The following is a 20,560-nucleotide window of genomic DNA, read 5'->3' as shown; positions in this document are numbered from 1 at the left end:
GTGTGGGGATGCTTGGCCGGAGCAGTGAGCGTCGTGCGCTTGATCAGCTCGCGCTGGGTGTACGAGCCGGCCAGAGCGCCGCTCTCGTGTTGCGCGGCGAGGCAGGCATCGGCAAGACCGCTCTGCTCGATCATCTCTCGGAAGGCGCGGTCGGTTGCCGGGTGGCCAGAGCCGGCGGAACCGAGGCTGAGATGGAGCTTCCGTTCGCCGGGTTGCACCAGCTCTGTGGACCTTTGATCGAGGACTTGGATCACCTTCCGGGCCCGCAACGCGACGCGCTCGGCGTCGCATTCGGTCTTTCCAGAGGCGGGCCGCCGAACAGGTTTCTGCTTGGCCTGGCGCTACTCAACCATTTGGCCGTCGTGGCCGAGGAACGGCCGTTGATCTGCCTGGTCGACGATGCGCAATGGCTCGATCGCGCGTCGGCGCAGGTTCTTGGTTTTGTGGCGCGACGTCTCATGGCGGAGTCGATCGGTTTTGTTTTCGCGGTGCGGGAATCGGCGGCGGGGGAGCGTGCGTTCGAAGGGCTTCCCGAACTGAGTGTGCGCGGCTTGAATGAGCATGACGCTCGTTCGCTGTTGGACTCGGTGGTCCCCGGGGGGATCGACGAACGCATCCGGAGCAGGGTGCTCGCCGAAGCGCGAGGGAACCCTCTCGCCCTTCTGGAGTTGCCGCGCGGGTCGACGGTGGCCGACCTGGCCGGTGGGTTCGCCCGGCCGGACGCGCAGCCACTGGCGAGCCAGATCGAGCAGAGCTTCCTCAGCCGGGTTCAGTCACTTCCGCCGGCGACGCAGCGGCTGCTGCTGATCGCCGCTGCCGAGCCGGTCGGGGACGTCACCTTGCTCAGACGTGCGGCGGAGAGACTCGGGATCGGAGCGGACGCGGCGTCCCCCGCCCTGGCAGCGGGACTGATCGAGCTGGGCACGCGCGTGCGTTTTCGCCATCCGCTGGTGCGCTCGGCGTCCTACCGCGCCGCGACCTCGTCCGCCCGGAAAGAGGTTCATGGCGCGCTGGCCGAGGTCACTGACGCGCACTCTGATCCTGATCGTCGAGCGTGGCACCGTGCCCACGCGACGGTGGTCTTTGATGAGGCGGTGGCCGTTGAGTTGGTGCGCTCGGCGGACCGGGCGCGGGCGCGCGGCGGCGTCGCGGCCGCGGCAGCCTTCCTGGAGCGTGCGATGGAGCTGACACCCGACCCTTCGCTCCGTTGCACACGATCGCTGGCGGCTGCCCAGGCGAAGTTCGAGGCAGCCGCCCCCGAGGCGGCCTATCAGCTTGCGATGGCTGCGGAGATGGGGCCGCTCGACGAGCTCGATCGCGCCCGGCTGGCGCGGCTGCACGCGCACATCGTCTTCACCCACAGCCGAAGCGGTGAGGCCACGCCCCTCTTCCTCGAAGCAGCCAAACACCTGGAGCCACATGACGCGGCGCTGGCACGTGAGACGTATCTCGAGGCGCTCGCCGCGGCGATCTTCGCCGGCCGACTCGACGACGGACAGACGATCTGGCATGCCGCTGAGGCTGCCCACTCGGCGCCCCGAGGACCCAGCCCGCCACGGGAGATGGATCTCCTGCTGGACGGGGTGTCGACCCGCTTCACGGCGGGCTACGCGGCGAGTGTGAAACCGCTCCGGAAGGCCCTCCGGGCATACCAGGCCGACACTTGGGACAATCCGAACGACGTCACGCGACGACTCTGGTTGGCGTGCCCGGTGGCACCGGCACTCGTCGCACCGGAGCTGTGGGACGACGGGGCATGGCACGAGCTGACAAGCCGGGCGGTCCAACTGGCCCGAAACACCGGCGCGCTCGCCGTCCTCCCCCTCGCGCTTTCCCACCGCGCGGCTGTACACCTGCTGGCCGGCGAGTTCGCTACGGCGTCGGCCCTGATCGATGAAGCGGAGGCGATCGCCAGGGCGACGGGCAACGCCCCGCAAGGCTGCACATCACTCATGCTCGTGGCCTGGCGTGACGATGAACGCCAGGCAACGAAGTTGATCGACGCCGGTATCCGGACCGCGACTGCCAAGGGCGAGGGACGGGCCCTGGGACAGGCCGGCTACTTCAGCGCTGTGCTTCACAACGGCCTGGCCCGGTATGACGTCGCCCTCGCCCATGCCCAACGGGCGTGCGAGTACGAAGACATGGGCTGTTTCGGCTGGTATCTCGCCGAGTCGGTGGAGGCGGGGGTTCGTAGTGACAACCGTGATGCGGCCGTCGCTGCGCTGGCCCGGCTGGTTGAGACAACCGACGCCGCCGGCACGGACTGGGCGCTGGGTATCCAGGCGCGCTCGCGGGCTCTGCTCAGCGAGGGCGATTCCGCGGAGCAGTTCTACCGCGAGGCGATCGAGCGGCTCGCCCGCACCCGAATCCGCGTGGAACTCGCCCGCGCGCACCTGCTGTACGGGGAATGGCTGCGCCGGGAGAACCGTCGCGTCGACGCGCGCGACCAACTGCGGACCGCCTACGAGATGTTCACCCGGTTCGGCGCCGGCGCGTTCACCGAACGCACAAGCCGAGAACTGCGGGCCACCGGCGAAACGGTGGCCAAGCGCACGACCGCCACGCCGACCGCGCTCACCGCCCAGGAAGCGCAGATCGGCCGCCTCGCCCGGGACGGACTGACGAACCCCGAGATCGGTGCGCAACTGTTCATCAGCCCTCACACCGTCGAGTGGCACCTGCGGAAAGTGTTCACCAAACTCGGCATCACCTCCCGCAAACAACTCCGCGGCGCACTCTCCGACCCACCATCCACCACAGCCCCGGCCTAGGCCGACGTCGCCTCGCCGCCCCCGAGTTGCATGGTGCGGATCTCCTTGCGGGAGGCAATGCCGAGCTTCGAGAACACCTTGCGGAGGTGCCACTCGACGGTGTGCCGGCTGATGAACAACTGGGCGCCGATCTCGGGGTTCGTAAGCCCTTCCCCGGCGAGACGAGCGATCTGCGCTTCCTGGGAGGTGAGGGCCGTGTGCGTCGCGACGGTGAGGCTGCGCACCTTTGCTCCCGTGGCCTCCAGCTCGCGTCGAGCGCGTTCCGCGAATGCCTCGGCCCCGATCTGGCTGAACATCTCGTGCGCGACGCCCAGTTGGGCACGGGCGTCGACGCGACGGTTCTCCCGGCGAAGCCATTCCCCGTACAGCAGGTGCGCGCGGGCGAGTTCCACGCGGACCCGGGTGCGGTCGAGCCGCTCGATCGCCTCGCGGTAGAACTGCTCCGCGGAATCGCCCTCGCTCAGGAGCGCCCGCGAGCGAGCTTCCACACCCAGTGCCCAGTCGGTGCCACTGGCTCGTGTCGTCTCCGAGAGCTGGTCGAGGGCGTCGGTCGCCGGCTCGGGTGCGCCGCTACGTGAGGCCGCCTCGATCAGTTCGACCAAGCCCCATCGAGGTGAGGCGAACTCCTGCCCGTGGGTGGCTGCCTCTTTGGCCGCGGCCAGCGCTTCCGCGTACTGGCCGAGGCCGTTGCAGAGCACAGCGTGGTAGCAGTGTGTGACGGTGATCGCGGCCCCCTGGCCGAGCCGCACGGCCTCGCTCATTATCCCGTCGATCAGCGTGCGGGCCTCGCGCTCGTGACCACGCCAGGCAGCCAGACCGAGGGGCTGGAGACGCGCCGGGTTGTTCCCGGTCGCGGCACACACCGTTCTAACCTCTTCGACCAGCGACGCGGCCGCCGTCAGCTCCCCGGCGAAGAGATGCATGGCTGCGCGGGAGTCGAGCGCATCGGGGAGCGCGCTGAGCATGCCGGCATCGCGGGTGATCGTGACCAGACGGGTTGCGACCAGGTGCCAGCGCTCGTCGTCCCACAGATCCGCGGCAACGACCGATGCGAGCCAGAGCCGGCGCAGCGCCTCCTGGACGGGGATCTCCTCGGCACAGATCGCTTCGACGACTCGCTTCATCAACGGCGCCGCGGCCGAGTAGCCGTCGGTGAGGCGCACGGCAAGGGCATCCAGCAGCATGTCGGGCACCCGCGGCAGCTGCGACGGCGGCGCGCCGCGGGCAGCCTCGCCCACCTCCCGCAGGCCTGGGCCGCGCGCCAGACGGCCGGCGAAGACTGCCGCCGCGATGGCGTCCAGGTAGGTCTCACGGGCGAGCGCAACGTCGAGCCGCCCGAACCGGCGAGCGGCGGCGAGCAGCAGTGAAGGAGCCTCACCGCCACGGTTCTGGGCGAACGCGATCTCGGCATGCAGCACATCGATCCGAGCGCGCCCGAGCTCGTCGAGGGGTCCGGCCTCCGCCGTGTCGAGAAGAGCTGCCGCCGGCTCGAACGCCCCGGCGTGGAGCTTCGCCTGTGCGGCATCCACAGCGCGCTGCGCACGTCGGGCAGGATCTTGCGTCAGCGCGGTCGCACGCTGGAGGAACGCGGCCGCCGCCGCGATGCCGCCGCGAGCCTGCGCCCGGTCCGCGGAGCGCTCCAGCTCGGCCGCCACCGTCTCGTCGGGCCCCGAGGCCGCGCCCGCCAGATGCCAGGCCCGACGATCGGGATCGAGCTGGGCATCGGTCGCGTCGGCCAGCGCTTTGTGCACCTCGCGCCGGTCGCTGGGGCCGGCCGCGCGATAGACCGCCGAGCGCACCAGCGGGTGCCGGAAGCGCACCCGCGTACCGAGTGTGATCAGCTCAGCTGCGTCGGCGTGCGACGCAGCTGCGTCGACGTCGATCCCCAGCCGCTCGGCCGCACGCCTCAACAACGTCACGTCGCCGACCGGCTCGGCGGCGGCGGTGAACAGCAGGCGTTGCGTCTCGGCCGGAAGCAACTGGACCCGGCGGAGGAAGCCTTGCTCGATCTGGCTCGACAACGGCCATGCGTCCGGATACCCGAAGCCGCCGGCCAACTCCGCCGCGGTCAACCCGCGAGGCAGCTCGAGCAGGGCCAGCGGGTTGCCGCGCGACTCGGCGACGATGCGGTCGAGCACCCGCTGGTCGAGCGGACCGGTGACGACCGAGTCGAGAAGCGTTCGGGAGTCGCGCTCGGTCAGCCCCGTCACGGTCAGCTCGGGAAGGCTGCCAAGAGCCTCGCCGGCGCTGGGCTCACGGACGGCGAAGACGAGCACGACCGATTCCGCGAGCAGCCGGCGGGCGACGAACTCCAAGGTCTGTGCCGATGCGCGATCCAGCCACTGTGCGTCGTCGATGAGGCAGACCAGCGGCTGCTTCCCTCCGGCGTCCGCCAAGAGGCTCAGAGTGGCCAGACCTACGAGGAATCGGTCGGGCGCGTCGCCGGTGCGCAGCCCGAACGCCGTGCCGAGTGCGTCGCGCTGAGGCGCTGGAAGATCGTCAAGACCGGCCAGCAGCGGGGCGCAGAGCTGGTGCATGCCGGCGTACGAGAGCTCCATCTCGGACTGGACACCGGCAACCCTGACGATGCGGCAACCGGTGGCGCGCTCGAGAAGGTATCTCAGCAGCTCGGTCTTCCCGATCCCCGCCGCACCGCGCAGGACCAGGACCGCACTTCGTCCGACTCTGGCGCCTGCCAAGAGGTCGTCGAGGACCCGGCACTCGTTGCGCCGCCCGAGGAGTTCGGCTCTTGAACCGCTGATGGCCATCGCGGCCTCTCTCCCCTGGTCAGGACAGTCCGACCCGCGTTTCTGGGTGAGGGTCCGGACCACTGCGGCCGTTGTTCGACCGAGGCGAGCCGGATCCATCGCAGGGCCGTACAAGAATACCTAAGGTCCGGATTTCAAGCATCAGGATGCTGGGTGAGCGCCGCCACCGATCATCGGATCCGCGTTCACGGCCGCGAGCCTGGCCGACGTGCTCCGCCCGGCTCGCGACCTCATTCCCCTCCCCGGGGCCTTCCTCTCGTGGCCTCTCTGCGGCGCCGAAGCGGAACTGCACCCATCGGATGTGAACGAGGCGGCTTCGACCCACCTTCTGCGCTGCCGGACGGGCCGCCTCCGGAGGGCCTGGCCACGGACCTGCCACGGCACGACCACGAAGCCACCTACGGATTCCACGGGCGCGATCGGCCGCCCTTGAGCGCGACGTTGGTTGTCGGCCGCCTTTCAAGCCGTTGACCTACGGAGCAGAGGAGCGGGTCGTGGACACACATCTGGCCGAAGCCGGACAAGGTCGGGAGATGGCGGGCGTGACGGCCAGCCCGACGATCGATGAACTGGATGACGCGACATCGGTCTTCGTCCGTGCGAGGCCCGGACTGCTCAAGATCGCCAACCGAATCGTCGGAAACGCGAGCGAGGCCGAAGACGTCATCCAAGAGGCATGGCTTCGGTGGCAGGGCACAGATCGCACGATCGTCCTGAACCCGTCGGCACTGCTCAGGACGACAACCGTCCGCCTGGCCATCAACGTCGTCCAGTCCGCCTGGAGACGTCGAGAATCCTGCGCCAGCACTTGGCTCCCGGAGATGATGGACACCCACGCCACCCCGGAAGCGGAGGCCGAGCAGCAGGACGCCGTTGAGAGAGCGGTCCTCCTGCTGATGGAGAGACTGACGCCGAGGCAACGTGCTGCGTACGTCCTACGGGAGGGTTTCGGTTACCCGTACAGCCAGATCTCCGAGATCCTGCGTCTCAGCGTCGCCAATGCGAGACAGCAGGTCACACGCGCCCAGAAGTGTCTCGCCGCGAACCATCGCAGGCAGCCTGTGGACTCGGTCGCACATCGGCGACTCGTCCAGGCGTTCTTCACGGCAGCCCAGTCCGGTGACCTCGCACCCCTGGAAAGGGTCCTGTCCATGGACGCCGGCCAGCAACCGACCTGCGGGCCGGTGTCGCGAGGGGCGAGCGAGTAGTCGTCGCCACGCGGTGTGTTGCCGGAGGCCGGCGGGACACGAGGTGCGACAGCAGGTGCAGGTGGGGCTCGTCGGGAGCCCGCACCAGTGCGCCGACCGGCACCTGCCGTAGTCGGGGCGGTCACGATCGCCTCCGCCGCGGGCTCGATCGACGCTCGGGATCGGCTTGGGCCACCGCCGGATGGTCACCTGCCGAACCTGCCGGCCCAGCGTGGGGCGATGGAGGCGGCCCCACCCCCACCGGCAGGGAAGCGGCCGACTCAGTGGCACACCGTGGCCTGGCCGCACGCCCCGTGGACTGTGACGCCCCGCGCCACGAACGGCCCAGTCTCCTGCCACGCGCAGAACCTCTGCAAGCGGAAGCCGTGTCCCGCTGGCGCCAACTCCCCGCTGCTTGAGAGACGGGGAGACGGTGAGCGGATGGCAGGGCCGCCGTCGTGTATCTCGGTGCCCGCGTGCGGACTGCTTGTCGCTGGGACTCACGCGGCTGGGTACGGCGTCTACTGCCTGTGCAGATGTCTAGTACCTCGCTTGAACGGATCAGCGGGAACGGGTGAGCCTGAATCGGCCGAGAGTATCCCGGAGAACCTGCTGGACCTCGACTTGATCAGCCTCGGCCTGGATCCTTACCTGGGCGATGCGTTCCGGGTCGCTGTCGGCACGTTGGATGGCCCTGCGCAGCGCGTCAGTCGTGTCGAAGGCCTTGTCCACGACGTAGTACAGCCAAACGGTCTGGCAGTTGGCGGTGTGGAACTGCAGACCCACCAACCATTTGACGGGACTCAAGAGGCGTGAGTCAGTGGGAATTCGCTCACCTTCTGAAGGATCGCGCCCGCAGCGATCGGAGAAACTGGGCTCCGGGTCTGCCGTGGCCAAAGGAGCGCTGACCGTGGATGTGCCCTGCGTGAGATACCTGTCCGTCTGGAGCAACATGCTGTTTCGTCTCCATTCCGACTCGGGCGATCACGTCAGCAGTGCGGCGAATCGTCCACGAAATTCAGGATTGGGAAGGGCGATTCCCTTCTACATGTTTGACTGGATGGCACCCGTTTTTGTGACACCTGAAGCCTGGCATTTACGGCACCCTTTCGGAATACGGAGCGAGGTGCCGCATGGCGCAACTCCGCGGCTGCGCATGCGATGGAGCGAACCTGCGGGTGGAGTGCAAACGGTGGCCCCCGCCTGACGCGGGGGCCACCGCAGGATCTACTGCTGCTGCGCGACCCAGTCGGCGAACCGGGTCTCGGCGATGTTCGCGCCTGGGCCCGGCAGGAGCGTGGCCTCCTGCAGCTCGGCACCGAAGTACGTGGCGTGCTCATCCGTGACCACCGTGCGGGGGTCGTTCTTGGCGGCGAGCCCCTTACGGACGAGTTGGTCGAGCTGGAACTCGTTGGGCCCGGCGACCTCCACCACGCCGTTGACCGGGGTGCCGACCGCAGTGCGGCCGACGGCGGCGGCGACGTCGTCGGAGTAGATGGGCTGGATCTTGACGGGTGCCAGGCGCACGATGTCGCCCTCGGTGGCCGCGGCCGCGATCGCCTTCATGAACTCGAAGAACTGGGTGGCGTGGACGATGGAGTAGGGGACTCCGGAGTCCTTGATCAGCTCTTCCTGGGCCTGCTTGGCGCGGAAGTATCCGCTCTCCTGGAGGCGTTCGGTGCCGACCACGGACAGCGCGACGTGGTGCGTCACGCCGGCCTCGGCCTCCGCCTTCAGGAGGTTGCTCGTGGAGGTGCGGAAGAACTCCATGACGGCCTCGTCCTCGAACGACGGGGAGTTGGACACGTCCACCACGACGGACGCGCCCTCCAGGACCTCGGCCAGGCCTTCGCCCGTCAGCGTGTTCACGCCCGTGTTGGGTGCGGCCGCTACCGCCTCGTGCCCGTGCTCGTTCAGCTTGCCGACCAGCTTCGAGCCGATGAGCCCGGTCCCACCGATCACTACGACCTTCATAACGCATTCCTTTCGGAGGATTTCATGGTGCGGCACTCATCCCGCGATGAGCTGCTCACCGGCACCGAACAAATTGGTCTGCGATAGAAGAGACAGGACAGCGGATCTACTTGTGACAAGAGTTCGCAAGAACTGATGGATTTCTCGACCCGGTCCTCGGCGGCCGCCCATCGAGTAGTGGGCAGTCGCGGCGATCTCGATCGGTTCGCGGGTGATGTCCGGCAACCGCAGGTCCGGAAGCGCCTGGCAGACGCGAGGAAGTCGCGACAGATCGTCTGTCGTGGCTGGTGGGAGACGTCGAGCCGTACGCCCCCCTTGGGGCCCCGCCCTTCGTTGATCTCCGTGTCGTAGCGGGCTCTGAACAGTTCCCCGAGCGCGTTGCGCAGGATCCTGCCTTCACCCCCAGCGGCCTCGCTGACCAGCGTGCCGGCCGCGTTCCCCGGTTCGATGATCCCGGAAGGATGGAACTGGACGAGCTGGCACCAAAGACGGCGCCTTGGTGACGATCTTGGCGGTACGAGGGTCGGCGAGCAGACAACTCTCCTGCCCTGGTCAGGAGACGTTGCACAGGGCAGCGCCCGGCAGCTGCCAACAGCTGCGCTATATGGGCAGGCTGCAGATCGCCGGTCAACCGGACGTTTTTGACGATCTGCCCTTGTCGATCGAACCGCACCGCCACGTCCACTTGGTCGAGCGGCCAACCGTGCCTGTCCTGCCAGTTCGCACCCCCTGGCCCAGGCCGCCGAATCCAAGGCCGACGCAGTTATCGCGGCCTGAGCCGTACGGCCAGTACGGCGGGATCGGCCCGCTCGGGGAGCGGGGCGAAGCCGGACTTCACCAGTTCTCCGATCACCTTGGTCCGGGAGGCCGGCCACATCCAGAACGTTTCGTTGTGCTCTCGCAGCACACCGCCCTCGTTTCGTACCCAGTAGTCGAAGCGTGTCCGGATGCGGTTCATGTCGGCCGACGCCACCATGCGTCCTCCGTACTCGTGCTGCCCGACCCTCTGGGTCGGAAGATCATGAGTGGTCTCGTGACGCGGAAGGCGGGCAGGCGGAAGCTGGACGAGCAGCACACCTCCGGGTACGAGTGCCGTGGCGATGGCCGGCCACAGGGCACGCCGCGAAGCCGGGTGCAGACAGGCGATCGTGTTGTGGCACACGGCTACGTCGGCCACCCCGTGCAGTCCAGCCTCACCGAGCATGTGGGGGTGCACGGTGACCCGCGTTCTCAGGCCGGCGGGCATGGACGCGAGGTGTGTCATCAGCGCGGATCGCATGGAACGCGCGGGCTCGACAGCGTGCACGGGGACCCGCGACTCCATGAGGCTCATCAGCGTGACACGTCCGGTTCCGGCGCCGACATCCAGCACACCGAGACGGGCGTTGCCGACATCGCCGCTGTACAACTGGTGCACGAGTGCCCCGTCCCGTTCGGCCTGCAGAACGTCGTAGAACTCGGCACTGATCGCATAGGCGTCCGGCCGCTCCCGGTCGAGAGGACCGACGGACACATCCGCTGTGGAAGGGTGCATATCCAGCAAGACAAACCATGCGGCTCATGTGTGACAGTGACCTCGAGACCGGGCACGCTCTCACCGCCCCGTCCGAGTTCGCAGGATCAATCCTGCGACTGAGGGCGCACCGCCGCCATGACGTGGGTTCCTCCTCCCACATCCGCAGGGCGCCCGGGCCCCACTGGCCTTGCCGCGCCCTGCCGTCCACAGGTCAATTCCGGGTCGCCATGCCATGGACAAGGTGCTCACGCCTGCCAGCCGTGGCGGACGCGTGCCCGGACAACCGTGTCGGGGTCGATCGCACCGGCCCGCGCCAACCGGTCCAGGGCAGCGACGACGATCGACTCGGCGTCCACTCGGAAAAAGCGGCGTACGGCATCTCGGGTGTCCGACAGGCCGAAGCCGTCCGTGCCCAGCGACGAGTAGTCCTGCTCCACCCACTGGCTGATCTGATCGGGCACCTGCCGCATCCAGTCGCTGACCGCCAGGACGGGCCCCCGCGCACCGGACAGCGCCGCCGTCACATACGGGACGCGCTCCTCACCCTGCGTCAGCCGCGCCCTGTCGGCGTTCAACGCATCGCGGCGCAGCTCCGTCCAAGACGTCACCGACCAGACGTCAGCATGGACTCCCCACTGGGACATCAGAAGCTCCTGGGCCTCCAACGCCCAGTGGATAGCCGTGCCGGAGGCCATCAACTGGATCCGCGGTCCCGCGTCGTGGCGTTCCGCCTGCCGGAAGAGGTACAGGCCCCGCAGGATCCCCTCCTCGACCGATGGCTCGGTGGGCATGGGCGGCTGCTGTTTGGGCTCGTTGTAGACCGTCAGGTAGTAGAAGACGTCCTCGGGCTGGTCGCCGTACATGCGGCGCAGCCCTTCCCTGACTATCACCGCGATCTCGTACGCGAAGGCCGGGTCGTAGCTCACCGCGGCCGGATTCGTGGAAGCCAGCAGGTGGGAATGCCCGTCGGCGTGCTGCAGACCTTCGCCGGTCATCGTCGTACGGCCGGCCGTCGCCCCGATGACGAAGCCGCGGCCCATCTGGTCCGCCAGGGCCCAGAACTGGTCGCCGGTGCGCTGGAACCCGAACATCGCGTAGAAGATGTAGAAGGGGATCATGGGTTCGCCGTGTGTGGCGTACGAGGTCGCCGCGGCCGTGAACTCGGCCATGGAACCGGCCTCGGTGATGCCCTCGTCGATGAGCTGGCCGTTCCTGGCCTCCCGGTAGTAGAGCAACTGATCGGCGTCGACCGGTTCATAGGTCTGGCCCTCCGGCGAGTAGATACCGGCCGTCGGGAACAGGGACTCCATTCCGAACGTACGGGCTTCGTCGGGGATGATCGGCACCCAGCGCTGCCCTGTCTCCTCGCCGCGCATCAGGTCCTTGACCAGGCGGACGAGCGCCATGGTCGTGGCCACCTCCTGCTTGCCGAAGCCCTTCTCCAGGGTTTCGAAGGGGCCGGACGGCGGCTGGGCCAGCGGCTTGGCAACCACCCTCCGTACAGGTGCGGGCCCTCCGAGAGCGGTGCGCCGGTCACGCAGATACCGCACTTCGTCGGAATCCGCACCCGGGTGCCAGTAGGGGACCAGGTCCCCGCTCAGGGCGCTGTCCGGGATGGGAAGCTCCAGCGCGTCACGCATCCGACGGAACTGCGCCATGGTCAGCTTCTTCATCTGGTGGTTGGCGTTGCGGGACTCGAAGGCCGACCCCAGTGTGTGGCCCTTCACGGTCTGGGCGAGGACGACGGTCGGCTGCCCCCGGTGCTCCACCGCCGCCCGGTAGGCGGCGTAGACCTTGAGAGGCTCGTGTCCTCCCCGGGAGTTCTCGAACAGATCGGTGAGCTGGGAGTCACCGAGCCCTGCGGCGATGCCGGACAGCGCGTCGCCGGTGAAGAAGTGCTTCCGAATGTACGCGGCGTCCCGTGCGGCGTACGTCTGCAACTGTGCGTCGGGCACCTCGCCGAGGCGGCGGACGAGGGCCCCCTCGGTGTCCTGCCGCAGCACAGGGTCCCAGGCCTCGCCCCAGAGGGACTTCACCACGTGCCAGCCCGCGCCGCGGAACCGGGCCTCGAGTTCCTGAACGATTTTGGAGTTCGACCGTACGGGACCGTCCAGCCGCTGCAGATTGCAGTTGATGACGAAGGTGAGGTTGTCGAGACCCTCGCGGGCGGCGAGCGCCAGCGCGGCCGTCGACTCGGGCTCGTCCGTTTCCCCGTCCCCGAGAAAGGCCCAAACACGTGACCCGGACGTGTCCTTGATGCCCCTGTCGCGCAGATACCGGTTGAATCTGGCCTGATAGACGGCGGCGAGAGGGCCGAGCCCCATGGACACGGTCGGAAACTCCCACAGCCACGGCAGGCGCCGAGGGTGCGGGTACGACGGCAGGCCATGACCGTCGGCCTCGCGCCGGAAACCGTCCAACTGCTCCTCACGCAGACGGCCTTCCAGGAAGACCCGCGCGTAGATGCCGGGTGAAGCATGCCCCTGCAGAAACAGCTGGTCCCCGGAACCTCCCCCACTCTCGGCTCCGCTCAAGCGGGAAGTGCCCCCACCCTCCTTGCCCTTGAAGAAGTGGTTGAACCCGATCTCGTAGAGCCAAGCCGCCGAGGCGTAGGTCGAGATGTGACCGCCGAGCCCAAGCCGTGAGCCGCGGGTCACCATCGCGGCCGCGTTCCACCTGTTCAGCGCGGTGATACGGGATTCCATGGCGATGTCGCCCGGGAAGACCGGCTGGGACGACGCCGGGATCGTGTTGATGTAGTCCGAGTAGAGCAGGCCCGGCAGGGCCACGCCTGACCTCGCCGCGAACTCGTGCGCGCGCCGCAGCAGGTACACGGCGCGTTCGGGTCCGGCATGTCTGATGACGGCGTCGAGTGAGTCCTGCCATTCCTTCGTCTCCTCGGCGTCACGGTCGGGCAGCTGGTCGAGCTCACTTGTCGCGGAGGACTCTGTGGGCCGAGTCGGATCACTCATCGTGGCCTTCCTGCCATCGCGTGTCTGTCTGAGTGACGGTGAAGTCAGCACGTGCACTACATACGACAGAACTCCCACTGTTGTTGTGACAGCGCGGGAGAGCAGTGCAACTGGAGTGCCGGCTCTGTCACACAAGTGGGGTGTACTCGGTCTCACCTTCTGAACAGCCATGTGAGCAGCCATGTGAGCAGCCATGTGAACAGCCGTGTGAGCAGCCGAAATGTGCGGACGTCCGGAGAGCCGGTGCGAATCGTTCGTCCCTTGTCCCTCGCCGCGCGGCGCGGTGCACACGGTCCCTGCCCATGCAGGCAACCACCACGGAGGTGCAACACAGTGTCAACCAAGGACTCAGTGGGCGAGATCGACGACAGGCCACGCTCCGGGGCGTGGAAGACCGCGGCGACGATGTTGCAGGACACCGACCCGCTCAAGGTCCCCGAAGACGCGTCGGGCATGACCATCGTGGTCGAGTGGCCGCCCGGCGACCCCGGGACTCCTCCGCACCGCCACTCGGGGCCGGCCTTCGGATACGTGATGGAGGGCGAGGTGCGCTTCGAGCTGGAAGGCGAGCCGGAACGTGTGGTCAAAGCCGGTGAGACTTTCTGGGAGCCCGGCGGCGATGTGATCCATTACCAGGATGGCAACGCCCGAACGGATGTGACCTGCCGGTTCGTCGTGACCATGCTGTGCGCGCCGGGCCGGCCGATGCTCACGCTGGTCGACGAGGAGGAACTGGCGCAGCGGGCCCACCTCCGTGCGCCGCGCCCCGTGAACTGACTCCGGATCCTCGCTTCCGACAGGTCGTCACCGACCGAGGCGGGACCCGCTCCGTTGGGAGGGCACGAGAACAATGGGCGGCATCGGCGGCTTGGACGGCACGTCCGACGACGGGTGCGGGACACGAGACCCTGACCGCACACGCAGGTCATTCGATGGGGACAGGAGGACCGGCGACCCATGGCACAGGCATCGGGATACTGGCGCTGTATCTCTTCGTCTGTGCCCTCCGGTCGCTCACGCGCCACACCGGGGCTGGGCGGAACCACGGGCCACCGGCGTTTGCCAGCTTGAACCGGGTCCTGCCCGCTCGGCCCGGCGGGGACGGGAAGCTGCGACCGGGCGTCAGGAGGGGATGACCTTCGGGCGGGCAAGCTGAACCGCCCGCCATTGATGTCGGCCTGTCCGGCCTCGCGCGGCAGGTCCATGTTGTGTGTGACAAGGTGTTGTCTCACACTGTATGTTCGTTGTGCCCCCGCTGATGTGGGGGCTCGGGGCCTGCCCGGATTCGGTGCGGCGTTGCCGCCGGGCGTCGGCTCCGCCAAGGAGGTGCGCTGGAATCAGCCCAAGTAGGCACGCTGTCCGGCGAGTTGTCCGAACGGATGCCTGCCGCGTCGGCGGTGCTCCGTGCCGCGGCCCCGTGACAGCGGTCGCCCGTCGCATCGTTGCGTTCGCTCAGTTCAGCGCCGAACGCACCACCTGCCGTACCAGCGGGGTGCTGTCCACCTCCGCTCTGATGTCCGCGAGGGTCTGGGCGGCCAGCGACTGATGCCACGCCTGTTCCGCCCGGCGCATGGCCGCGTTGACAGCGCATGTGCCGGTCGGCGGTGGTGACAGCTCGCCGATCTTGCCGGAGCAGCGGATCTCCGTGCAGTGGAAGACCTGGGTGCTTCCCTCGATGGCCTCCACCACATCGAGGAGGGTGATGTTCTCGAGGGGCCTGGCCAGACGGAAGCCGCCGCGCGGCCCCGGCACGGAGACCACGAGCTCGGCTCGGGCGAGTTGCTGCAGTTGCTTGTTGAGGTAGGAGGCCGAGAGGCCGTGGGCCTCGGCAAGTTGACCGCTGCCCACCGGACCGCCGCCGATCATGTCCAGGTTCAGCAGCGTGTGAAGAGCCCACTCGACACCTTTAGCCATTCGCATATTACGGACATTACATGTCCAGGATCGACGCGCGCCAAGGGTTCTGGCCTGCCTGCCGGCGGGCTTGGCCTGTGAGTCCTGTCCGTCGAGTCCTGTCCGTCAGGAGCCCGAAGAAATCTTGACACTGAATATCCAGGATATGTAATGTCCAGAATCAGTGGTGCGGGCCCTGCGGGAGGCCACCGCGGCAGGGGCAGCCCCTGCTCGCGGAGCACCGGCTCATCACTTCGGCTTCGAAAACGGAGAAGTTCATGAAGGATGTTCTGATCATCGGCGGCGGCTTCGCGGGTGTGTGGTGCGCGGCAGGAGTCGTGCGCGCCGCCCGGGAAGCGGGCGGCGCCGGCGACGAACTACGAGTGACGCTGGTCAGCGGCGGCGATGACATGGTCATCCGCCCCCGGTTGTACGAGAACGCCCCGGACGGCATGCGGGTCGCTCTGGACAGCGTTCTCGGCCCGATCGGCGTACGCCGGATATCGGCGACCGTCACGGGGATCGACACCGAGGCGCACACCGCACGTGCCGTCGGGCGGGGTGGTGAGCAACTGGACCTGGCTTACGACAAGCTGGTGCTGGCCACGGGCAGTCAGCTCGTGCGGCCCGACTTCCCCGGATCGCGGGACGTCTTCGACGTCGACACGCTCTCTGCGGCCGCCGCACTCGATCACCACCTGCGGCGGCTGCCCGGCCGGACCCCGTCCCTCGGCCAGTACACGGCCGTCGTGGTCGGTGCCGGCTTCACCGGTCTGGAACTCGCCACCTCGCTGGGCGAGCGACTGCGCGCGATCGCTGACGGCAACGGCACGGCCGACGACGTCCGGATCGTTCTGGTCGACCGCGCCGATGCCGTGGGTCCGGAGCTCGGCCCCGGCCCGCGTCCCACCATCGACGACGCGCTCGACGAGCTCAAGATCGAACGGCGTCTCGGGCGCACGGTGACATCGGCGACTCGCCGGGACGTCACCCTCTCGGACGGCGAGGTGATCCCCGCCGCAACCGTCGTATGGACGGCCGGTATGGCCGCCAGTCCCCTCACGACCCGGATTCCCGGAGAACGCGACCGGCTGGGACGGCTGAGCGTGGACGAACACCTGCGGGTGATCGGGGTGCCCGACGTCTACGCGGCCGGTGACACCGCCCTCGCCCCGGCGGAAGACGGGCACACCACCACGCAGTCCTGCCAGCACGCCCTGCCGATGGGGAAGTTCGCCGGTCACAACGTGGCGGCCGACCTCCTCGGCCACGCTCCGCTGCCCTTCACGCCCGACCCCTACGTCACCTGCCTGGACCTCGGTGCCGCCGGCGCCGTCTACACGGAGGGCTGGGACCGCAGGATCGCGATGACCGGGCCGGAGGCCAAGACCCTGAAGGAGAACATCAACACCCTCTGGATCTACCCGCCGACCGACGACGCGGAAGAACTCCTCGCCCAGGCGGGCCGGTTCTCCAACGGCTGACGGCCGGCCGGCGGTCCCGACGGCTCTCCCGGAGTCACCGTCGGGGCCGCCCGGGTGCCTCGGGCGACGTCGAACCCGGTCGCCGCACACAGTGTGATGTCACTGGTCTCGGTGTCGCTTCCCCGACGCCGCCGGCCGGAGGTGTCACAGATCGGATGGCCGCCCGGTCTAGCTTGCTGAACCCATTCGATGCGGTGCCGTGGTGGGAAAGGCGGATCATGAGGGTCACTTACGGCCGGAGACCGGTCTCATGGGCGCGCTTCGGTTTCGGCAGGGGCGGTTCGGCGAGTGGCCGTGGCCGCGCGTGGTGTCGAACCAAGGCGCGTGACAAGGAGACGCGTCCCCTGTCGTCGAGCCGGTCGGCCGGGAACTCATCGAGCCGTGGGCCCGGGGACTCACCGAGCCCGCCGCCCGAGGATCCGGCACCGGCGGGATTGCACGCCCTTCCCCGTCCGGTGGCCGTGGTGGTGGGCGCCGGTGGCGTACTCGGAGCGGCGCATGTCGGTGCCGGGTACGCGCTGGAAGAGCGCGGCTTCGTCCCGGACCTGATTGTCGGAACCTCGGTGGGCGCCCTCATCGGGGCCATCGCGGCCGCCCACCCCGACGGATCCGCGCCGTGGCTCGACCGCGTGTGGACCCGGTTGCGTCGCCGTGAGGTGTATCCGCTCGGGTACCTGTCCTCACGGGTCAGCGTCTTCACCGATCGTGGCCTGCGTCGACTCATCGCCCGGGCCGGGCTGCCGTCGCGGATCGAGCAGTTGCCGATCCCCTTCACCGCGGTCGCCATGGACCTGGGCACCGGCGCTCCGGCCCTGCTCGACCACGGCGACCTCGAGTCCGCCCTGCTGGCCAGCGCGGCCGTTCCCGGGATTCTGCCTCCGGTGGACCGTGAGGGCCGGACGCTCGTGGACGGCGGAGTCATCGCCTACGTCCCGGTGCTGGCGGCACTGCAGGCCGGGGCGGCCAGCGTGGTCGTACTCTCGACCGGACCGGAGAGCTCGCCGTTGCCCCCGGCCGTACCGCGCAGACGCGCCAGTGCGATCGCGGCCAGGGCCGGTCTGCTGCTGATACACCATCAGATCGAGCGTGACCTGCACGAGGTGTCCCAGCGCGTCCCGACCGTCGTGCTGCCGACCGGCATCGACACCTGGCCCGCCCCGTGGGACTTCGGCCATGCTCAGCGGCTGATCAGCACCGCGTCCCGCACCGCGGGGGACTTTCTCGACGGGCTGCACATCAGCGGACCGGGCCTGTACCGGGCCGACGACGATCCGGCGGCATCGACCCGTCCGGACGAGGCATCCACTTCGTCAGTACTGGAGGTCGGTCTGTGAGCACCATCGCGTTCCTCAACATCGCCATGCACGGGCGCGTCAATCCGACACTGCCGCTCGTGGCCGAACTGGCCCGACGCGGCCACTCCGTCACGTACCACACCTCGCCCGTGTTCCGTGAGGAGATCGAGGCCGTCGGCGCGACCGTGCACCTCTACCCCGGGGGCGATCAGCCGCTCCCGGATCCACCGATGCCGCTCACTCTGATCGAAGGGCTCGCGCGCACGGCCGTCGGCCTGATGCCCGCCGTCCTCACCGACCTGCGCCGCGTCCGGCCCGACCTGATCGTCCACGACAACGCCTGTCTGTGGGGTGCGGTCGCCGCCCGCGAACTCGATGTGCCGGCGGTGTCCTCCTGCACCACGTTCGCGTACAACCGGCGGGTGCCCAGCCCCACCGGCGGCTCGTGGGACCTGCTGGCCGCGGCCGTGGCTCGGCCCCGTAACGTCCAGGGCTACCTGCGGTCGCGCTGGGAGCTGCGCCGCCGCTTCGACACGCGTGGACTGCCACTGCTCGACCTGGGGAACATCCGCCAGCCGCTCAATCTGGTCTACACCTCACGGGAGTTCCAGCCCGCCGTCGAGGACTTCGACCAGTCCTACCGGTTCGTCGGCCCCAGCATCGGAGCCCGGCCGGCCGACCCGTCGTTCCCGGCCGACCGGCTGAAGGACCCGGTGCTTTACGCCTCGCTGGGCACGGTGTTCAACGCCGACCCGCAGCTGCTGCGTACCTTCGCCACCGCGCTCGCCCCGCTGGGCGGCACCGTGATCATCTCCACCGGGCAGACCGACCCCGCCGCGCTGGGCCCGCTGCCGGCCAACGTCCTCGTCCGCCGCTCCGTGCCGCAACCGGAGGTGCTGGCCCGAGCGGCGCTGTTCGTCACCCACGGCGGGATGAACAGCGCCAACGAGGCCATGTACGCCGGGGTTCCCATGCTGGTGGTCCCGCAGGGCGCCGACCAGCCCCTGGTGGCCGCTCGCGTCGTCGAGCTCGGCGCCGGTCTGTCGATCCGCACCCAGGACGTCGCCAAGGGCTCTGTGCGTGCCCTCGCCCGGCGTCTGCTCGACGACCTCCGGTTCCGGGAAGCCGCGACCACTCTGCAGGCTGCCCAGCACAAGGCGGGCGGATACCGGTATGCCGCCGACGAACTCGAGGGGTACCTGCGGGCGAGCGCCCCGGTCCCCCGCCCGGCTCCCGTCGATCCGTCCCGGCGAGGCTGAGCGATGTCGTCCGTCGTCGTCGTTCTGCTGCTGCTCGCCGGGGTGTCGGAGGCCGCCGGGCGCATCCTGCCCCTGGCGGCGGGCAGACCGGGCATGTCGCGGCCCACCATGGCCGGCTTGATGGTGGCCGGTGGCCTCGTCGAGGGTGCCGTGTTCGCGCTGTGGCCGCTGACCACGTGGACCCTGGCCGAGCTGGTGGTGTCCCCGACACCATCAGGCGCCGCACTGGAGTGGACACCAGGCCTGGTCACCCCGCTGCTGCTCTCCGCCGTCCTTGCGTTCCCGCTGCTCGGTCCCCTGCTTCACCTGCTGCTGTTCGTGGGCGTCGGAGCCGGTCTGGCCGGCCCGCTCGCGGCGGGGACCGGGCTCGACTGGTGGGGCGCCGCCGGTTGCGTGGCCGTCGCCGGCGCCGGGCTCGGTGTCGCCGTGGAGGCCATTCGGCGTCTGGTCGTGAGGACCGGCGCCGTCAGTACACCGGAGGCGGTCGTATGAACGACTTCCTGATCTGGGTCTGCGCTCTGGGGCCCGCTCTGCTCGCCGAAGCCCTGCTGGCCCGCTACGAGGTACTGGCCTACAGCGCCGGCTGGCGGGTGCCCAACAACGAACTCCCCGACGGCGTGCCCTACGCCCGAGGCGCGGCGCCCGACGGCCCCCCGGATGCCTACCTGGTCTACCTGGACGGCATCGGCAAACGTCGAGTCCGCGACACCCGGGACGGCGGCCAGCTGGTCAAGGCCGTGCTCGCCGGAGCGCCGGAGTTGCGGGTTCTGGGGCAGGTGCAGCCCTACTCGCCGCTGGCCGACCCGCTTGCCGACCGACCGGTGTGGGCCTGGTTGCGCCGTCGCATCGGGCTGCTGCTGTTCCTGCACAACGTCATGCAGATCTTCGTGGCCGCCGACCACCGCTACCGCCCGCTGTACAACCGGGCCGTCGGCTCCCAGATCGCCACTCAGCTCACGCTCGCCGGCTACCGGCCCGACAGCGGTGTCCCCGTGGTGCTGCTCAGCTACAGCGGCGGCGCCCAGGTCGCCACCGGAGCGGTCGAGGAACTGCACGACCAGTTGCGCTGCCCACTCCTGGTGATCACGCTCGGTGGGTTCCACAACGGCGCCAACGACCTCACCCACGTCGAGCAGGTGCATCAACTCACCAGCGCGCGGGACCGGATCGAGCGAGTCGGCGCCTGGATCTTCCCGCAGCGTTGGCGGCTGTTCCGCCGCAGCGGCTGGAACCGTGCCGACCGCGCCGGGAAGATCACCGTTCATCGGCTCGACCCGGCCACCCACCTCGGGCCGACCAGTTACATCAGCCCGGACGTCCTGCTGCCCGACGGCCGCAGTTACCTGGACCGCACCACCGACACCGTGATCGAGATCGTCCGCGCCCGCCACGGCACGCCCGCCGCGACGGACGGTCCGCTGCCGTAAGGGCGTCAACC

14 protein-coding genes and 1 pseudogene are annotated in these 20,560 nt (G+C 69.0%); 8 read left to right on the top strand and 7 right to left on the bottom strand.

What is annotated here, in order from left to right:
• Nucleotides 1-8: 8 nt before the first annotated feature.
• Nucleotides 9-2,774, top strand: a complete 2,766-nt coding sequence (locus ACH4YP_RS01470) for an AAA family ATPase (RefSeq protein ID WP_398489436.1) — start codon at nucleotides 9-11, stop codon at nucleotides 2,772-2,774.
• Here the strand turns inward: ACH4YP_RS01470 and ACH4YP_RS01465 are convergent.
• Nucleotides 2,771-5,542 (bottom strand): AAA family ATPase, encoded by a 2,772-nt coding sequence (locus tag ACH4YP_RS01465; RefSeq protein ID WP_398488819.1) that lies wholly within the window; start codon nucleotides 5,540-5,542, stop codon nucleotides 2,771-2,773. The genes ACH4YP_RS01470 and ACH4YP_RS01465 overlap by 4 nt on opposite strands.
• Nucleotides 5,543-6,036: 494 nt before the next feature.
• On the opposite strand from ACH4YP_RS01465, the gene ACH4YP_RS01460 reads away from it, so the two are divergent.
• Nucleotides 6,037-6,750: a sigma-70 family RNA polymerase sigma factor gene (locus ACH4YP_RS01460; protein WP_361067923.1), complete on the top strand. Its 714-nt coding sequence runs from the start codon at nucleotides 6,037-6,039 to the stop codon at nucleotides 6,748-6,750.
• Between the two features lie 540 nt (nucleotides 6,751-7,290).
• Here the strand turns inward: ACH4YP_RS01460 and ACH4YP_RS01455 are convergent.
• From ACH4YP_RS01455 to aceE, 5 genes and pseudogenes are all read right to left on the bottom strand, one after another.
• A complete protein-coding gene (locus ACH4YP_RS01455; protein ID WP_398488818.1) occupies nucleotides 7,291-7,683 on the bottom strand; it encodes a hypothetical protein in 393 nt (130 codons plus the stop codon).
• Between the two features lie 273 nt (nucleotides 7,684-7,956).
• Nucleotides 7,957-8,703: an SDR family oxidoreductase gene (locus ACH4YP_RS01450; protein ID WP_398488817.1), complete on the bottom strand. Its 747-nt coding sequence runs from the start codon at nucleotides 8,701-8,703 to the stop codon at nucleotides 7,957-7,959.
• A 162-nt stretch (nucleotides 8,704-8,865) separates the two neighbouring features.
• Nucleotides 8,866-9,182 (bottom strand): annotated as a pseudogene (locus tag ACH4YP_RS01445) (FAD-binding protein); the annotation flags it as partial.
• 284 nt (nucleotides 9,183-9,466) lie between these two features.
• Entirely contained in the window at nucleotides 9,467-10,237 is a 771-nt protein-coding gene (locus tag ACH4YP_RS01440) for a class I SAM-dependent methyltransferase (protein WP_361067915.1), read from the bottom strand.
• Between the two features lie 227 nt (nucleotides 10,238-10,464).
• Nucleotides 10,465-13,191 carry a pyruvate dehydrogenase (acetyl-transferring), homodimeric type gene (gene aceE / locus ACH4YP_RS01435; RefSeq protein WP_398488815.1) on the bottom strand — a complete coding sequence of 909 codons (2,727 nt, stop codon included), beginning with the start codon at nucleotides 13,189-13,191 and terminating at the stop codon, nucleotides 10,465-10,467.
• Nucleotides 13,192-13,596: 405 nt separating this feature from the next.
• On the opposite strand from aceE, the gene ACH4YP_RS01430 reads away from it, so the two are divergent.
• Nucleotides 13,597-13,968: a cupin domain-containing protein gene (locus tag ACH4YP_RS01430; RefSeq protein WP_361067934.1), complete on the top strand. Its 372-nt coding sequence runs from the start codon at nucleotides 13,597-13,599 to the stop codon at nucleotides 13,966-13,968.
• A gap of 675 nt (nucleotides 13,969-14,643) precedes the next feature.
• On the opposite strand, the gene ACH4YP_RS01425 is transcribed toward ACH4YP_RS01430, so the two are convergent.
• Entirely contained in the window at nucleotides 14,644-15,111 is a 468-nt protein-coding gene (locus tag ACH4YP_RS01425) for an RrF2 family transcriptional regulator (protein WP_398488814.1), read from the bottom strand.
• 251 nt (nucleotides 15,112-15,362) lie between these two features.
• On the opposite strand from ACH4YP_RS01425, the gene ACH4YP_RS01420 reads away from it, so the two are divergent.
• From ACH4YP_RS01420 to ACH4YP_RS01400, 5 genes are all read left to right on the top strand, one after another.
• Nucleotides 15,363-16,568, top strand: coding sequence for an FAD-dependent oxidoreductase (locus tag ACH4YP_RS01420; RefSeq protein ID WP_361067906.1), 1,206 nt, complete (start codon nucleotides 15,363-15,365; stop codon nucleotides 16,566-16,568).
• Nucleotides 16,569-17,023: 455 nt separating this feature from the next.
• Entirely contained in the window at nucleotides 17,024-17,902 is an 879-nt protein-coding gene (locus ACH4YP_RS01415) for a patatin-like phospholipase family protein (RefSeq protein ID WP_398488813.1), read from the top strand.
• Entirely contained in the window at nucleotides 17,899-19,122 is a 1,224-nt protein-coding gene (locus ACH4YP_RS01410) for a macrolide family glycosyltransferase (protein ID WP_361067900.1), read from the top strand. The genes ACH4YP_RS01415 and ACH4YP_RS01410 overlap by 4 nt, the downstream gene beginning before the upstream one ends.
• Nucleotides 19,123-19,125: 3 nt before the next feature.
• Nucleotides 19,126-19,614 carry a hypothetical protein gene (locus tag ACH4YP_RS01405; protein WP_361067897.1) on the top strand — a complete coding sequence of 163 codons (489 nt, stop codon included), beginning with the start codon at nucleotides 19,126-19,128 and terminating at the stop codon, nucleotides 19,612-19,614.
• Complete coding sequence (locus ACH4YP_RS01400; RefSeq protein WP_361067894.1) at nucleotides 19,611-20,549, top strand: hypothetical protein; 939 nt, start codon at nucleotides 19,611-19,613, stop codon at nucleotides 20,547-20,549. The genes ACH4YP_RS01405 and ACH4YP_RS01400 overlap by 4 nt, the downstream gene beginning before the upstream one ends.
• The last annotated feature ends 11 nt before the right edge of the window (nucleotides 20,550-20,560 follow it).

This window comes from Streptomyces sp. NPDC020747, from assembly GCF_044334695.1.
In the GTDB taxonomy this organism is placed as follows: Bacteria; Actinomycetota; Actinomycetes; order Streptomycetales; family Streptomycetaceae; genus Streptomyces.
Note: the sequence above shows the minus strand (reverse complement) of the source record. Positions and strands in the feature narration are given on the sequence as shown.

Bases quoted from the DNA above. Each gene is read 5' to 3' on its own strand.
- ACH4YP_RS01440 (WP_361067915.1), bottom strand. From the start codon at position 10,237: ATGCACCCTTCCACAGCGGATGTGTCCGTCGGTCCTCTCGACCGGGAG.
- ACH4YP_RS01430 (WP_361067934.1), top strand. From the start codon at position 13,597: ATGTTGCAGGACACCGACCCGCTCAAGGTCCCCGAAGACGCGTCGGGC.
- ACH4YP_RS01470 (WP_398489436.1), top strand. From the start codon at position 9: ATGCTTGGCCGGAGCAGTGAGCGTCGTGCGCTTGATCAGCTCGCGCTG.
- ACH4YP_RS01455 (WP_398488818.1), bottom strand. From the start codon at position 7,683: ATGTTGCTCCAGACGGACAGGTATCTCACGCAGGGCACATCCACGGTC.
- aceE (WP_398488815.1), bottom strand. From the start codon at position 13,191: ATGAGTGATCCGACTCGGCCCACAGAGTCCTCCGCGACAAGTGAGCTC.
- ACH4YP_RS01420 (WP_361067906.1), top strand. From the start codon at position 15,363: ATGAAGGATGTTCTGATCATCGGCGGCGGCTTCGCGGGTGTGTGGTGC.
- ACH4YP_RS01465 (WP_398488819.1), bottom strand. From the start codon at position 5,542: ATGGCCATCAGCGGTTCAAGAGCCGAACTCCTCGGGCGGCGCAACGAG.
- ACH4YP_RS01400 (WP_361067894.1), top strand. From the start codon at position 19,611: ATGAACGACTTCCTGATCTGGGTCTGCGCTCTGGGGCCCGCTCTGCTC.
- ACH4YP_RS01405 (WP_361067897.1), top strand. From the start codon at position 19,126: ATGTCGTCCGTCGTCGTCGTTCTGCTGCTGCTCGCCGGGGTGTCGGAG.
- ACH4YP_RS01425 (WP_398488814.1), bottom strand. From the start codon at position 15,111: ATGCGAATGGCTAAAGGTGTCGAGTGGGCTCTTCACACGCTGCTGAAC.
- ACH4YP_RS01450 (WP_398488817.1), bottom strand. From the start codon at position 8,703: ATGAAGGTCGTAGTGATCGGTGGGACCGGGCTCATCGGCTCGAAGCTG.